Raw genomic sequence first — 15,079 nt, 5'->3', positions numbered from 1 at the left:
CCACCCGAAGATGGACCGGCTCAGTGCAGCGAACCAGCAGTGGCCGCGCGCTTAGCTGTGCGTCAGCGCGAGACCTTGCCGGCCTTGATGCACGAGGTGCAAGCGTTCACGCGCTTCGGCGTCCCGCCGACCACAGTACGCACACGCTGGATGTTCGGGTTCCAGCGGCGGGACGTACGGCGGTGCGAAAACGAGATGTTGTTGCCGAAGCCCGGCCCCTTGCCGCAGACGTCGCAGTTGGCAGCCACGGGTCACTCCAAAGACTTCAGATGCACTTACGGTTAATCCCGGCATGCCGGGATCGAGATCGTACGACCTGAGATCTGAGTGGCGTTGCCAGGGGAACGGCCCGATCGAGATCGGGCAACCGGAGCAGCATACAACGGCTGCGTCCGTACAACGAAACTACCATGGCAGCTCAGGGCCCGGCTCCCGGCCCTCTTCCGGTACACACGGTTCCGGGGTCTACGCTGCGTCCCACGTCCAGCTCAGGGAGGCGCAGGTGGCGCAGGTGCCGCAGACATTCTTCGATGCTCTCGCGGTGCGCACCTGGTGCGGTCTGGCGCTCCGGGCACTGGGGCGGGCCCGTGCGGAGATCGACGCGATCAACGTCTATCCGGTGGCCGACGGCGACACCGGGACGAATCTCTACCTCACCCTCGAATCGGCGGCGACGGCCGTGGAGGCGGTGTTCGCCGGGTACGGCACGGGCACCGGGGAGCCCTCCCTCGCGGACGCCGTGCACGCGATGGCCCACGGGGCGCTCATCGGGGCCCGCGGCAACTCCGGGACGATCCTGGCGCAGCTGCTGCGGGGGATGGCGCAGGGGCTGGCCCACGACCCCGGAGGCGAGGAGTCCCACGCCGACGGCGCGGGACTGCGGCTGGCGCTGCGGCGGGCCGCCGACTCCGCCCGGCAGGCCGTCGCCCACCCGGTCGAGGGCACGGTCCTGACGGTCGCCTCGGCCGCCGCGGAGGCCGCCGAGGCCGCCGGTGGGGACGAGGCCGACTGCGGGACGGTCGCACGGGCGGCCTACGACGGCGCACGCACGGCCCTCGCGGCCACGCCGGCCCAGCTGGCCGTGCTCGGGCGGGCCGGAGTGGTCGACGCGGGCGGCCGCGGGCTCGTGGCGGTCCTGGGGGCCCTGGTGGAGGCGTTCACGGGGGAGGCGGTGCGGGAGACGGCGGTGGGGCCGGGAACGCCCAGGCCGGCCGGGCAGGAGATGCCGGCGGAGCCGGAGAGCCTCGCGGCGCAGGGGGAGCGGCAGGGTGCTCCGGGCGCGGGCTGCGCGGCGGACGCCGGCGGGGGCGCGGAGGCCGGCGGGCCCGCCTACGAGGTGATCTACCTCCTGGAGGCCCAGGACACGGCCGTGGCCCGGCTCAGGGAACGCCTTGACGCGCTGGGCGACTCCCTGGTGGTGGTCGGCGGCGACGGGCTGTGGAACGTCCACGTACACGTCGACGACGCGGGCGCCGCGGTGGAGGCGGGCGTGGAGGCCGGGCGGCCGTACCGGATCCGGATCACCCACTTCGGGGCCGGGGACGTGCACACCGGCGGCGAGCGGCCCCCGCGCGAGCGCGCCCAGCGGGCCGTCGTCGCCGTCGTACCGGGCGAGGGGCTGGCCGGCCTGTACACCGAGGCGGGCGCGACCACCGTCCTCGCGCGCCCCGGGGAGCCGCCCGCCAGCGGGGAGCTGGTGCAGGCGGTACGGCGTGCCCACGCGCGCGAGGTCGTCCTGCTGCCCAACGACGCCGAACTGCGCCACACGGCCGCCGCGGCCGCCGAACAGGCGCGCACCGAGGGCATCCGCGTGGCCCTGATCCCGACCCGCTCGGCGGTCCAGGGCATCGCCGCGCTCGCCGTGCACGAGCCGGAGCGGCGGTTCGACGAGGACGTCGTCCAGATGACCGCGGCGGCGGGGGCCACCCGGTACGCCGAAGTCGTCGTCGCCGAACGCCAGTCCTGGACGACGGCCGGGATCTGCCAGGCCGGGGACGTGCTCGGGCTGATCGACGGCGACGTGGCGGTGATCGGCCCGGACGTCACCGCGACCGCCGCGACCGTCCTGGACCGCATGCTCCAGGCCGGCGGCGAGCTGGTCACCCTGGTCGTCGGCGACGACGCCCCCGGGACCATCGCCGAACACCTCGAAACCCGCGTACGGGAGTCGTACCTCGCCGTGGACACGGTGGTGTACCAGGGCGGCCGGCAGGGGACGCTCCTGCTCATCGGCGTGGAGTGACCCGGCCTCACACCCCCGGTTCGAGCAGCTGGGCGGCCTCCGCACGCCGTGCCCGGACGGTCTCGTCCTCGTCGTCGGCGTCCTCGTAGGCGGCGAGTACGGCACGCGCGCGTGCCGTCGCCTCCGCGGCACGCCCGAGGCCGGCCTCCAGCCGGCCCGCGGCGAGTTCGGCCCCGGTACGGCCGTGCAGCCCGCCCGTGCCGAGCGTGCCGAACAGCGCGGCCGCCCGCTCCAGCTGGACCAGTGCCGCCTCGAAGGCGGCCGGGACGCCACCGCCTTCGGCCCCCGCCGCGTCCTCGGCCGCGCACTGGGCCAGCAGGTCCCCGAACTGGCGGTGAGTGGCGGCCAGCTCCTCCGTGAGCTGTTCCCGGGACACCGGGTCGGCCGCGGCCTCCACCGCCCGCTCGCACGCGCGCACCGCCTGCGCCATCAGCTCGCGGGCGCGCTCCCCCGCGCCCTCCCCGCGCAGCGCCAGCCAGCCGCGGGCGCGCAACGAGCGGACGAGGAAGGGCGCGTTGCCCAGCGCCCGCCACAGGCCGCCCGCGCGCGCGTAGGCCTGGTCCGCCTCCTCCAGCAGACCGGCGTGGCCCAGGGACTCGGCGGCGAGGTGGGCGAGCGTGGCGTGGTCCTGCTGCTCGGGCCAGTGCCGGGCGATCTCGGCCGCCCGCAGCCGGCGTTCGGCGGCCGCGCGGTGCTCGCCCAGCTCGCTCAGGCAGTCGCCGAGCCACCACTGCGCCTGGACGACGGCACCGTCGCCGTGCGTCTCGGCGGACAGGTCGGCCAGCGCCGACTCCAGCACCTCGGCGGCCTCCGCGCAGCGGCCCTGGCGGAGCAGGAGACCGCCGAGCTGCTGCCGCGCCCAGGCGCCCAGTGTGCGGCCCTCGCCGGCCTCGTCGGCCCAGTGCGCGGCCTCCAGCGCATGCGCGGTGGCTTCGCCGATCCCGCCCCGACCGCCGATCACCTCGGCGAGCTGCAGATGCAGCTGGGCCCGCCCGACCGGTTCCAGGTACGGTCCGCCGTGCTCCAGGGCGGACCGCAGCGCCCGCTCGGCCTCGGCCGGGTCACCGGCCTGGTGGGCCAGTGCGGCGACCTGCGCCTCGTACTCGACCGCGAACCACGGGAGCCCGGCGGCCACATAGTCGGCGGTGGCCCGCCGGAACAGCTCCGCGGCCCGCCCGGCGTCCCCGGCATGCCCGGCCAGTTCGGCGAGCATCGCCCGAGCCTCCGCGGCCCGAGCGGCCAGCCGCACGTCGCCGGCAACCCGCCCTCCGACGAGCGCGAGCACCTCCCGCACAGCCTGCTCGACCCCCACCAGCCCACCGGCCACAGCCCCGGCGCCCACCCCGCCCGGCCCGGCTGCCTGTGCTGTGTCCTCGCCCGACGTAGGCCCGCTGGCAACGGACCCTTCCGATACGGCCCCGTCCGGCGCGGCTGCCCCTGGTGTGTCCTCGCCCGTCCCAAGCCCGCCCACAGCGGACCCCGCCGCCGCGGCCCCGCCGGGCCCCGCTCCCTCGGCCGTAGGCGGCTCCAGGACCGTCCCGTCCAGCACGGACCCGCCGGCCCCGGCAGTCACCGGCGTCGCCTTGCCCGATCCGGCCTCGCCGGGCCCGGCTCCCTCCGGAGTGCCCGACCGCGGCCCCGGCCCGCCCGCGACGGAACCGTCCGTTGCAGAACCGTCCGGCGCCGCACCGTCGCCCGGCGGTGCCTCGAACACCGCCCCCTCCTGCAGGTGTCGCATCAGGATCCGGGCGCGGCTCATCAGTACCGACGCCGTCTGCCGCAGGCCGGTCGCCTCTGCGGCGTACAGGGCGAGGGCCTCGTCGTACAGGCCGGTGACCGCGTTCAGTGCCGCGTCCAGCTCGCCCGTCAGGGCGCGGACGTGCGCGGCACGCGCGCGTGCCGCCAGCGCCTCGCCGGGGTCGCCCGCCTCCGCGTACAGGGCCGCCGCCCGTTCGAACAGCTCGATGCCCTCGGGGCCGCGGGCCATCGCCTCATGGTCGGCGATCTCCGCGCGGTCGCGCGGCCCCAGCTCCGTGTCGCGCGCCGCCCGCGCGACCGCAGCCCAGGCCTCCAGGGCGTGCGGCCGCAGGGTGTCCGACAGCCGCCGGGCCTCGGTGAGCAGGGCCTCCAGGCCGGGCTCGGCCCGCTCCTCCGGCGTCGGCGGCTCGGCCACCGGCGCCGGCCTCGACGCCGTGCGCACCGTGCGCACGCCCAGCGGCAGACGGTCTGCCAGCGGCCGCCCGGCCATACGCGCGCGTGCCCGGTCGCCGACGTACGACGTGCCGTTGCGCCGGTCGAACCGCTCCGCCAGGTCCAGTGCCTCCACGCGCGCGTGCCCGGCGAGTTCCCCCGCGGTCCACGTCCGCCCGGCCGGCCCCGGCACCCGCTGGCCGGCGAGGCCCAGCTCGGTCAGCCGGTCCATCAACAGCACCACCACGGCAAGGAAGTCCAGCCGGCTGCGCGGATGCCCGGTGTCCGTGAAGTACGCCGGCCGCTCGGCCAGCAGCTCCAGACCGCGCGCCTCGTTGCCGGTCAGCGCGCAGAACTCCACATGGTCGGCGTAAGCAGCGCGCATCGACTCCATCGGGCGGACGAGGCGCAGGCCCCGCAGGTGGTGGGCGCGGGCCTCGTCCACGCGGCCCAGGCGCAGCAGCGGTACCAGCGAGGAGGCCAGCACGTTGTGCGGTTCGTGCGCGCAGGCGAACTCGCCCTCCAGCACCGGCCGCCACAGGTCGAGTGCCTCCTCGTCGCGGCCGCGTTCCACCTGCCAGTTCCCCTGCCCGTGCAGTTCGCAGGCGTGGCAGTCGGCCATCCGGTCGCGGTCCGCGGCGAGCCAGGCCGCGTACGCCCGCTCCGCGCGCGCCAGGTCCCCGACGTGCGCGGCCACGCTGAACTCGGCGCCGCGCACGGCCCGTTCGGAGTACCCGGCGAGCCGGTAGCGGTGCTCCATCTCGCCGAGCCACCTCTCGACCGAGGCGAGCGGGATGTGCGGCTGGTCCAGCATGCCCGCCGACATCCACTTGAAGACCCAGTGCAGCGAGTGCGCCTCGTACGCGTCGAAGTCCTCGGGCCGTTCGTCCCACATGCGCAGCAGCCGCGCGAACGGGACGAACATCTTGTCCTTCTCGGAGCTGTAGTTGTAGACCTTCAGCTGGTGCCCGAGCGCCTCGACGACGGCCAGCGGGACACCGAGGCGCTCCGCCTCCGCCAGGAGCTGCTCCGCGCGCGCGTTGCGGGCCGGGCCCTCCGGCTGCTCGGAGTTCTCCGCGATCGCCCGGCGCAGCGCGTCGAAGTCCGTGATCTCACTCATCGTCGATCTCACTCGTCGTCGATCTCACTCATCGCCCCTCGTGCTCACTCATCGCCCCTCGTGCTCCCCATGGGTCGCCCACTCCAGCAGACCGATGAACGCCCGGTTGAGCAGCGCCGAGTCGGCGGGCCGCAGCGGGCGTTGCGCCATCAGCAGTGCCTGCCCGTACAGCGACTCGGTCGCCGTGCCGATCAGTTCCGGGTCCCTGAGCGAACTGATCCTGCGCACCAGGGGGTTGAGATGGTTGAGCACCAGACGCGCGCGTGGGGCGCTGCCGCGCAGCGAGCCGAGGATGCCCGCCCACAGGTCGTCGGCCCGCTCCTCGGCCTCCGCCCGCGCCTGTTCGTGCCGGGCGGCCCGGTCGTCCAGGTGCAGCGCGGGCACGGACAGAGGGTGGAAGGCGCGCAGGACGACGTCACAGTCCAGCGGGTCCAGCTTTGCCCGCGCGGCCGCCAGGAAGCCCGACAGGGCCAGTTCCTCGCCCGGGTCGACCGCGTCCAGGTGCGCGGTCACGGTGTCCGCGTCCAGCTCGGCGACCACCGTCCCCGGCCGCACCGACGGCAGCGCCTCGACCAGCTCGCTGTCGTACGTGTAGCCGCCGTTGACGACCCCGACGCCCTGCGCGGAGGCGACCGGCGCGACCTGCCGGTACTCCTCGACGGTCCGCGTGAAGTGCACCACCGGGTGCCGCTGCGCGAACTCCTCCAGGGACAGCTGCCCGTCGGTCGTCTCGAACGGCAGCCAGGGCAGCATCGTGCGCAGCATCTCGCGGTCGTGCCGGGCGAGGGACTTCACCCCCAGGTGGTGCACGGCGAGGAACGCCGTCAGCCGCTCCGGCTCACCGGCGGCGAGCCTCGTGAGCCACGAGCGGATCCTTTCGCCGAGCGCCTCCCGCACGGCGGCCAGCGTCTCGTCCTCGTACAGCGACTCGCGCGAGGCCGTCGGCCGCAGACTGTCGGTGTCCAGTACGCAGCGCACGAAGAACGCCCAGTCGGGAAGCACCTGTTCGGCCCGCTCGGTCAGCAGCATGCCCTTCAGATGCACCCGGTGGGCCGCCCGCTGGGCGGGGCTCACCGGCGCCGGCAGCACGTACGCCACCCCGCGTATGCCGGCCAGCGGCACGTCCAGGCCGATCGAGTCCAGCGGAGTGAAGCCGAACAGCTCGTGACAGTGCCGGGCCAGCGCGACCCGGCGGGCCGCGGGACTCGGATACGGCCGGTCCCAGGGCGCGGGCAGCTCGGTGACAGGCTCCTCGCCCACCCGGACGTCGTACGGCAGCAGCGAGCCGAAGTCGCGGGCGAGGGCGCGGACCCGGTCGGGCGCCAGCCACTCGGCCGCCCCGGCCCGCGCGGTCAGGAACACGGTCGTACCCGGCTCGGGCCGCTCCGCGTCCGGCAGCGTGCGCACCGTGTACGAGCCGTCGTCGCGCGCCGTCCACTCCACCGGCGGCGCGCCGGGCGTACGGGCGCTGCGGCTGACCACCCGGATCCGCTCGGCGACCACGAAGCAGGCGAGCAGGCCGATGCCGAACTGGCCGAGGAAGTCGGAACGGGCCTCCTGCAGGCCCTCGGCGCGCTTGGAGCTGCGCCCGATGGTGGCCAGCAGGTCGTGCACATCCGCCTCGGTGAGCCCGATGCCGCTGTCCTCCACGCGCAGGCCGCCGTCCGCGGGACGCAGCCGGACCAGCGCCGGGGCGTCCGGCTCCACGGCGCGCCGGGCGGTGACGGCGTCCACCGCGTTCTGCAGCAGCTCGCGCAGATAGACCTTGGGGCTGGAGTAGAGGTGGTGGGAGAGCAGGTCCACCAGACCGCGCAGGTCGACCTGGAACGTATGAGGTGGGTGAGGTGACCGGGATGCCTGAGATGCCTGAGAGATCTGGGAGTCCATCGTCACTGCGCCGGAGGGGGGAGTGGGTGCGGCGCGGGGTCGGGCGGTCCCGGATGGGGCGGTGACCGCGGAAAGGATGGCCGGAGCGCGTCATCCTAGAGCCCGAACAGATGGCCTGACCAGGACTTTCCCAAGACCTATTACGGTGTTGTCAGTGCCGTGGTGTGCAATGGATCTCGTGCCCGCACTGGAAGAACCACTGAAGCAGCCACTGAAGTCAGTGCTCGGCCCCGCCACCGCGAAGGTGATGGCCGAGCACCTCGGCCTGCACACCGTCGGCGACCTCCTCCACCACTACCCGCGCAGATACGAGGAGCGCGGCCAGCTCACCCACCTCGCCGACCTCCCCATGGACGAGCACGTCACGGTGGTCGCCCAGGTCGCCGACGCCCGGCTGCACACCTTCGCCTCCGCCAAGGCCCCCCGCGGCAAGGGCCAGCGCCTGGAGGTCACGATCACCGACGGCAGCGGCCGCCTCCAGCTGGTCTTCTTCGGCAACGGCGTCCACAAGCCCCACAAGGAGCTGCTGCCCGGCACCCGCGCGCTGTTCGCCGGCAAGGTGTCGGTCTTCAACCGGCGCCTCCAACTCGCCCATCCGGCCTACGAGTTGCTGCGCGGCGACAGCGAGGAGGCGGTCGAGACCTGGGCGGGCGCCCTGATCCCCATCTACCCGGCCACGGCCAAACTGGAGTCCTGGAAGATCGGCAAGGCGATCCAGACGGTGCTGCCCACCGCCCAGGAAGCCCTCGACCCGCTGCCGTCCGCCCTGCGCGAGGGCCGCGGTCTTCTCCCGCTCCCCGAGGCCCTCCTCAAGATCCACCGCCCGCACACCAAGGCGGACATCGCCGACGCCCGCGCCCGCCTCAAGTGGGACGAGGCCTTCGTCCTCCAGGTCGCCCTGGCCCGCCGCCGCCACGCGGACGCCCAGCTCCCGGCCGTCCCCCGCACCCCCGAGCCCGACGGTCTCCTCACCGCCTTCGACGACCGCCTGCCCTTCACGCTCACCGAGGGCCAGCAGAAGGTCTCCAAGGAGATCTTCGACGACCTCGCGACCGAGCACCCGATGCACCGGCTGCTGCAGGGCGAGGTCGGCTCGGGCAAGGCCCAGCCCCTCGACTCCCTTGTGCTCACACCGGCCGGTTTCCGTCGGATGGGGGACTTGGCCGTGGGGCACGAGGTTGTCGTGCCGGAGGGGGAGGTCGCGCTGGTCGATGGTGTCTTCCCGCAGGGAGAACGGGACGTCTGGCGCTTGGTGCTCTCCGACGGAAGTTCCGTGGAGTGCGATGACGAGCATCTCTGGATCGTCGGTACGAGCTGCGGGGGGCACCGGGGCCGGAGCCAGAAGGTCATGACGACTCGGGAGATCCGCCTGGACACGTTCGAGGCCGACGGATCCCCGAAGTGGTACATCCCGGCCGCGGCCCCCGTCGACCTCGGAGACGACTCGGCGTTGCCGATGGATCCATACCTGTGCGGCCTTCTCCTAGGAGGCGGCTCCTTCCGCCACACCCTGCGTCTGTCCACGACCGACGACGAGATCCGCGATGCCGTGGCGGCCGCCGTGGCGCCGGAATGCCGGCTGGTGCCCGTGCAGGGCTCCCGTTGCGACTACACGATCCAGCTCGCGCGACGCGTCGGCGGGGCTCGGAACCCAGTGATCCGAACCCTGCGCGACCTGGGCCTGTGGGACCTGACATCACACGACAGGTTCATTCCCGACGTATTCAAGAACACGTCGATCAAAAACCGTCTCGCTGTGCTCCAAGGGCTTATGGACACCGACGGCACCGTCCACACGGGCGGCGTCGGTGCGTCCTTCTGCTCCGCCTCCCGCAGGCTCGCGGACGACGTCGCATGGCTGGTGCGCTCCCTGGGAGGCCGGGCGCAGGTTCTCCCCGAGCGGGCCGCGTTCAACGTCTCCGTCTGTCTGCCCGACGCTTACGCCCCGTTCCGGCTGACGCGGAAGGCTGAACGGGTGGGTCCCCGGCCGGAGTACAGCACTTTCCGACGCGGAATCCGCGCAGTCGAGTACGTGGGGCGAAAGCCGGTCCAGTGCATCAGCGTCGCTCACCGGAGCCATGCGTACGTCACCGACCACTTCACGGTCACCCACAACACCATGGTCGCCCTGCGCGCCATGCTCGCCGTGGTCGACGCGGGCGGACAGGCGGCCATGCTCGCGCCCACCGAGGTCCTCGCCCAGCAGCACCACCGCTCCATCACCGAGATGATGGGCGAGCTGGCCGAGGGAGGCATGCTGGGCGGCGCCGAGCACGCCACCAAGGTCGTCCTGCTCACCGGCTCCATGGGGGCGGCCGCCCGCCGCCAGGCCCTGCTGGACCTGGTCACCGGCGAGGCCGGCATCGTCATCGGCACGCACGCCCTGATCGAGGACAAGGTCCAGTTCCACGACCTGGGCCTGGTCGTGGTCGACGAACAGCACCGCTTCGGCGTCGAGCAGCGCGACGCCCTGCGCGGCAAGGGCAAACAGCCCCCGCACCTGCTGGTCATGACGGCCACCCCGATCCCGCGCACGGTCGCCATGACCGTCTTCGGCGACCTGGAGACCTCCGTCCTCGACCAGCTCCCCGCCGGCCGCTCCCCGATCGCCAGCCACGTCGTCCCGGCCGCCGACAAACCCCACTTCCTCACCCGTGCCTGGGAGCGGGTCCGCGAGGAGGTCGCGAACGGCCACCAGGCGTACGTCGTCTGCCCCCGCATCGGCGACGAGGACGAGGACCCCAGGAAGCGGAAGTCCCCCGAGGACGAGGCGGAGAAGCGCCCGCCGCTGGCGGTCCTGGACGTGGCCGACCAGCTGGGCCGCGGCCCCCTGCGCGGTCTGAAGGTGGAGGTCCTCCACGGCCGTATGAACCCCGACGACAAGGACGCGGTGATGCGCCGCTTCGCGGCCGGCGAGACGGACGTCCTGGTCGCCACGACGGTCATCGAGGTCGGCGTGAACGTCCCGAACGCCACCGTGATGGTCATCATGGACGCCGACCGCTTCGGCGTCTCCCAGCTCCACCAGCTGCGCGGCCGCGTCGGCCGGGGCTCGGCCCCCGGCCTGTGCCTCCTGGTCTCCGAGATGCCCGAGGCCAGCGCGGCCCGCCAGCGCCTGAACGCCGTCGCCGCCACCCTCGACGGCTTCGAACTCTCCCGCATCGACCTCGAACAACGCCGAGAGGGCGACGTCCTCGGCCAGGCCCAGTCCGGCGCCCGCACCAGCCTGCGCGTCCTGGCGGTCATCGAGGACGAGGAGGTCATCGCGGAGGCGCGACAGGAGGCGATGACGGTGGTGACGGCGGATCCGGACCTGACCGGCCTTCCGGGCCTGCGCACGGCCCTGGACGCGCTGGTGGACGAGGAGCGGGAGCAGTACCTGGAAAAGGGCTAGAGGTGAGTACCTCCCCGCGAGCGCGACCAGCCACAATGAACGGTAAAGCCGCCCACGAAGAAGGACCCCACATGACCCGCGTGATCGCCGGCCGGGCCGGCGGACGGCGCCTCTCCGTACCCCCCGGCACCGGAACCCGGCCGACGTCGGACCGTGCCCGCGAAGGTCTCTTCTCCACTTGGCAGTCCCTGTTGGGCGGCCCCCTCGACGGCGAACGCGTCCTCGACCTCTACGCAGGCTCGGGTGCCGTGGGCCTCGAAGCCCTCTCCCGGGGCGCCGGCCACACCCTCCTCGTCGAAGCCGACGCCCGCGCAGCGAGAGTCGTGCGCGAAAACGTGAAGAACCTGGGCCTTCCCGGCGCCGAGGTGCGGGCGGGCAAAGCGGAACAGATCATCAGGCAACCGGCACCGGAAGAGCCGTACGACCTCGTCTTCCTCGACCCCCCGTACGTTGTCACCGATCACGATCTTCGGGAGATTCTCCTCACACTCCGCTCGGGAGGCTGGCTCGCTGAGCAAGCGCTCGTCACCGTGGAGCGCAGCACCAGAGGCGGCGAATTCCAGTGGCCGGACGGCTTCGAGGCGATCCGGTCCCGTCGTTACGGCGAGGGAACGTTTTGGTACGGTCGCGCCGCCTCTACGTGCGAAGACGCACGATGACCGGACCGGAGAGCGAGGGATCACAAGTGCGCCGCGCCGTCTGTCCCGGGTCGTTCGACCCGATCACCAACGGACATCTCGACATCATTGCCCGCGCCTCCCGTCTGTACGACGAGGTCTACGTCGCGGTGATGATCAACAAGTCCAAGAAGGGCCTGTTCGAGATCGACGAGCGGATCGAGCTGATCCGCGACGTCACCGCCGACTACGCCAACGTCCGGGTCGAGGCCTTCCACGGCCTCCTCGTCGACTTCTGCAAGCAGCGCGACATCCCCGCCATCGTGAAGGGCCTGCGCGCCGTCAGCGACTTCGACTACGAGCTGCAGATGGCGCAGATGAACATCGGCCTCACCGGCGTCGAAACGCTGTTCGTGCCCACCAACCCCACCTACAGCTTCCTCTCCTCCTCCCTGGTCAAGGAGGTCGCCGCCTGGGGTGGCGACGTCTCCCATCTGGTGCCGTCCCCGGTGCTCGAGGCCCTGAACAAGCGTCTGCGCAAGGACTGATGGGACTACAGTCGTCCCGTCCGTCTCCAACCCGGCTGTAGAGAGTGGCGAGCACAGGTGGACGTGCAGAAGAAGCTCGACGAGATCGTCTCCACGGTCTCCGGCGCCCGGTCCATGCCCATGTCGGCGTCGTGCGTGGTCAACCGCGCCGAGCTGCTCGCGATGCTCGAAGAGGTGCGCCAGGCGCTGCCCGGCTCCCTCGCACAGGCGCAGGAGCTGATCGGCGACCGTGAGCAGATGGTCGAGCAGGCCCGCATGGAGGCCGAGCGGATCATCGGCAACGCGCACGCCGAGCGCGGCTCGCTGATCTCCGACACCGAGATCGCCCGCCGCTCCCAGGCCGAGGCCGACCGGATCCTCGCCGAGGCCCGCGCGGAGGCCGAGGAGATCCGCGCCGAGGCCGACGACTACGTCGACTCCAAGCTCGCCAACTTCGAGGTCGTCCTCACCAAGACGCTCGGCTCCGTCGGCCGTGGCCGCGAGAAGCTCCTCGGGACCGGCCCGGGCCTGGACGAGAACGGCTACGAGGACGAGGACGCGCCCGAGCGCAGCCACGACCCGGAGACCCTGCGCCACAACGCCGACCAGTACGTCGACGCCAAGCTGGGTGCCTTCGAGGCGGTACTGGCCAAGACCCTGGACGCCGTCGGCCGTGGCCGGCAGAAGCTGCACGGCCGGATCGCCACGGACGACCTCGGCGCCCTCGCCGACGACTCCACGACCTTCCAGCACTCCAGCGACGCCGACTACCTCGCCGACCTCGCGGCCCTGGCCGAGCAGGACACCTCGGCCGAGCGCCCGGACCGGCAGCCGCAGCAGCCGTCGTACGAGCCGCAGCCGGCCTACGCGTACGACCAGCAGCAGCCCGACCCCTACGCCGGCTTCCCGCAGCAGCCCGCCTACGGCCAGCAGGACCCGTACGGCTACCAGCAGGCCGACCCCTACGCCTACCAGGGCTCCTACGAGCCCCAGCAGGCCGCCTACGACCCCCAGCAGTCCCAGCAGGCCCAGCAGCACCAGCCCCAGCAGGGCTACGCTCTCGACGAGACCAGCCTCTTCGACACCAGCATGATCAGCGCGGAGCAGTTGCGCGCCTACGAGCAGGGCCGGGGCCTGTAGCCACGAACCGGATTGGGCCCTGAGCGAAAGGTCCAGTATCCTGGCTCTTCGGTCGCGTGTACGTCCGCGATCACCGCTGCCCCGAACAACGGGCGGCGGCCCTCCGAGTTCGAAGATCGAAAGCAGGAATGGCTTCCAACGCCCGCCTCGACCACCGCAACCCCCTCGTGTTCGACACGCACGAGCTGGGTCGGCGTCCTGGCGCGCTGCAGCGCCTGACCCGCACGATCGACGCTCCCGCCGATCTCGGCATCCAGGGGGTCATCGGAGTGCCGGAAGGCGCCCCGGTGGAGCTCGAACTCCGGCTCGAGTCGGTCATGGAAGGGGTGCTCGTCACAGGCACCGCCCGTGCACAGGCCGAGGGGGAGTGCGTAAGGTGTCTGGAGCCGGTCGGGCTGGAGCTCGAAGCGGACTTCCAGGAGCTGTTCTCGTACCCTGACGCCGACGACCGGGGCCGTGTGATCGCGGAACCGGGCGACGACGCCGAGGACGACGAGGACAGGTTCTTCCTCGAGGACGGACTCTTCGACCTCGAACCTCTGCTGCGCGATGCGGTGGTGCTCGCACTGCCGATGCAGCCGGTGTGCCAGGAAGACTGCCCGGGCCTGTGCTCCGAGTGCGGAGCGCGGCTCGCGGACGACCCGGACCACCACCACGACGCCGTCGACATCCGTTGGGCGGCTTTGCAGGGACTCGCCGGTTCACTCGAAGACGGCGAGAAGGACGAGATGAGCGGCGGCGCGCCTCAGTCAGCACGCGCCGACGAGAAGCAGGAGAAGTAGCCGTGGCTGTTCCGAAGCGGAAGATGTCGCGCAGCAACACGCGCCACCGCCGGTCGCAGTGGAAGGCTGCGGTCCCCACCCTGGTTGCGTGCGAGCGCTGCCACGAGCCCAAGCAGCAGCACATCGCGTGCCCGTCTTGCGGCACCTACAACAAGCGCCAGGTCCTCGAAGTCTGAGCGGGCTGGTGAGAGGCACTGTGTCCAGTCCCAAGAAGGCGGAAGACGCCAAGGCGGACGCACCCGCCAAGAAGAAGGCGGACAACACGGCCTCGTCCCACACGCTTCTGGAAGGGCGGCTCGGCTACCAGCTCGAGTCCGCCCTTCTGGTGCGCGCGCTGACCCACCGTTCCTACGCGTACGAGAACGGCGGTCTGCCGACGAACGAGCGGCTGGAGTTCCTCGGTGACTCCGTCCTCGGCCTCGTCGTGACGGACACGCTGTACCGCACCCACCCCGACCTGCCCGAAGGCCAGCTGGCCAAGCTGCGGGCCGCGGTGGTCAACTCGCGTGCGCTGGCGGAGGTCGGCCGTGGCCTCGACCTGGGCTCCTTCATCCGGCTCGGCCGCGGTGAAGAGGGCACGGGCGGCCGGGACAAGGCGTCCATTCTCGCCGACACCCTGGAAGCGGTGATCGGCGCGGTCTATCTCGATCAGGGCCTCGACGCGGCGTCCGAGCTGGTGCACCGGCTCTTCGACCCGCTGATCGAGAAGTCCTCGAACCTCGGTGCCGGCCTGGACTGGAAGACCAGCCTCCAGGAGCTGACCGCGACCGAAGGACTCGGCGTGCCCGAGTACCTGGTCACGGAGACCGGCCCCGACCACGAGAAGACCTTCACTGCTGCCGCCCGCGTCGGAGGCGTCTCGTACGGCACCGGCACCGGCCGCAGCAAGAAGGAGGCGGAGCAGCAGGCCGCCGAGTCCGCCTGGCGCGCCATCAAGGCCGCCGCGGACGAGCGCGCCAAGGCCGCCAAGGAGGCCCAGCAGGCCGACGAGGAGGCCAAGGAAGCCGTCAAGGACGGCGAGTCGTCCTCCGCCCCCGCCTGATCCACAGCAGTACCGAGGGGCCCGCCCCCCCCTTTCCCGCGAGGGGGGGGGTCCGATCCCCCCCCCCCTCCTGCCGGGGGTCTCACATCCCAATTTTCCCCAGTTTAAGGCGTTCTGGGCGGACTCCCCCGCTTGGTT

General features: G+C 72.4%; 11 protein-coding genes. 8 read left to right on the top strand and 3 right to left on the bottom strand.

Annotation, left to right across the window (positions count from 1 at the left end; genetic code table 11):
* Window positions 1-62: 62 nt before the first annotated feature.
* Window positions 63-248 (bottom strand): 50S ribosomal protein L28, encoded by a 186-nt coding sequence (gene rpmB / locus ACZ7HQ_RS29805; protein ID WP_009190838.1) that lies wholly within the window; start codon window positions 246-248, stop codon window positions 63-65.
* Between the two features lie 254 nt (window positions 249-502).
* Here rpmB and ACZ7HQ_RS29800 point away from each other — a divergent pair, with 254 nt between their 5' ends.
* Window positions 503-2,242 (top strand): DAK2 domain-containing protein, encoded by a 1,740-nt coding sequence (locus ACZ7HQ_RS29800; RefSeq protein WP_470996322.1) that lies wholly within the window; start codon window positions 503-505, stop codon window positions 2,240-2,242.
* Window positions 2,243-2,249: 7 nt separating this feature from the next.
* On the opposite strand, the gene ACZ7HQ_RS29795 is transcribed toward ACZ7HQ_RS29800, so the two are convergent.
* Complete coding sequence (locus tag ACZ7HQ_RS29795; RefSeq protein ID WP_470996320.1) at window positions 2,250-5,552, bottom strand: tetratricopeptide repeat protein; 3,303 nt, start codon at window positions 5,550-5,552, stop codon at window positions 2,250-2,252.
* 48 nt (window positions 5,553-5,600) lie between these two features.
* Window positions 5,601-7,439, bottom strand: coding sequence for an HSP90 family protein (locus tag ACZ7HQ_RS29790; protein ID WP_470996317.1), 1,839 nt, complete (start codon window positions 7,437-7,439; stop codon window positions 5,601-5,603).
* A 169-nt stretch (window positions 7,440-7,608) separates the two neighbouring features.
* Between ACZ7HQ_RS29790 and ACZ7HQ_RS29785 the strand changes: the two genes are divergently transcribed.
* The 7 genes from ACZ7HQ_RS29785 (at window position 7,609) to rnc (ending at window position 14,941) form a co-directional block, all read left to right on the top strand.
* Window positions 7,609-10,833, top strand: coding sequence for a helicase-related protein (locus ACZ7HQ_RS29785; RefSeq protein WP_470996978.1), 3,225 nt, complete (start codon window positions 7,609-7,611; stop codon window positions 10,831-10,833).
* Between the two features lie 71 nt (window positions 10,834-10,904).
* The gene (gene rsmD / locus ACZ7HQ_RS29780) at window positions 10,905-11,492 is read left to right on the top strand and encodes a 16S rRNA (guanine(966)-N(2))-methyltransferase RsmD (protein WP_470996314.1); all 588 of its coding nucleotides are present in this window, start codon (window positions 10,905-10,907) and stop codon (window positions 11,490-11,492) included.
* Window positions 11,493-11,518: 26 nt separating this feature from the next.
* Window positions 11,519-11,998, top strand: coding sequence for a pantetheine-phosphate adenylyltransferase (gene coaD, locus ACZ7HQ_RS29775; RefSeq protein WP_470996975.1), 480 nt, complete (start codon window positions 11,519-11,521; stop codon window positions 11,996-11,998).
* 57 nt (window positions 11,999-12,055) lie between these two features.
* Entirely contained in the window at window positions 12,056-13,117 is a 1,062-nt protein-coding gene (locus ACZ7HQ_RS29770; RefSeq protein WP_470996312.1) for a cell division initiation protein, read from the top strand.
* A gap of 128 nt (window positions 13,118-13,245) precedes the next feature.
* Complete coding sequence (locus ACZ7HQ_RS29765) at window positions 13,246-13,899, top strand: YceD family protein (RefSeq protein ID WP_470996310.1); 654 nt, start codon at window positions 13,246-13,248, stop codon at window positions 13,897-13,899.
* 2 nt (window positions 13,900-13,901) lie between these two features.
* A complete protein-coding gene (gene rpmF / locus ACZ7HQ_RS29760; RefSeq protein WP_003951102.1) occupies window positions 13,902-14,075 on the top strand; it encodes a 50S ribosomal protein L32 in 174 nt (57 codons plus the stop codon).
* A gap of 8 nt (window positions 14,076-14,083) precedes the next feature.
* Window positions 14,084-14,941 carry a ribonuclease III gene (rnc, locus tag ACZ7HQ_RS29755; RefSeq protein ID WP_470996307.1) on the top strand — a complete coding sequence of 286 codons (858 nt, stop codon included), beginning with the start codon at window positions 14,084-14,086 and terminating at the stop codon, window positions 14,939-14,941.
* Window positions 14,942-15,079 lie beyond the last annotated feature (138 nt).

The sequence above is a fragment of the Streptomyces sp. NPDC037290 genome (assembly GCF_055603245.1).
This window is presented reverse-complemented; position numbering and strand designations above follow the sequence as displayed.

What these genes read in the sequence shown, in the direction of transcription:
- ACZ7HQ_RS29795 (WP_470996320.1), bottom strand. Translation starts at nt 5,552, where the DNA reads ATGAGTGAGATCACGGACTTCGACGCGCTGCGCCGGGCGATCGCGGAG.
- ACZ7HQ_RS29790 (WP_470996317.1), bottom strand. Translation starts at nt 7,439, where the DNA reads ATGGACTCCCAGATCTCTCAGGCATCTCAGGCATCCCGGTCACCTCAC.
- ACZ7HQ_RS29785 (WP_470996978.1), top strand. Translation starts at nt 7,609, where the DNA reads ATGGATCTCGTGCCCGCACTGGAAGAACCACTGAAGCAGCCACTGAAG.
- rsmD (WP_470996314.1), top strand. Translation starts at nt 10,905, where the DNA reads ATGACCCGCGTGATCGCCGGCCGGGCCGGCGGACGGCGCCTCTCCGTA.
- ACZ7HQ_RS29765 (WP_470996310.1), top strand. Translation starts at nt 13,246, where the DNA reads ATGGCTTCCAACGCCCGCCTCGACCACCGCAACCCCCTCGTGTTCGAC.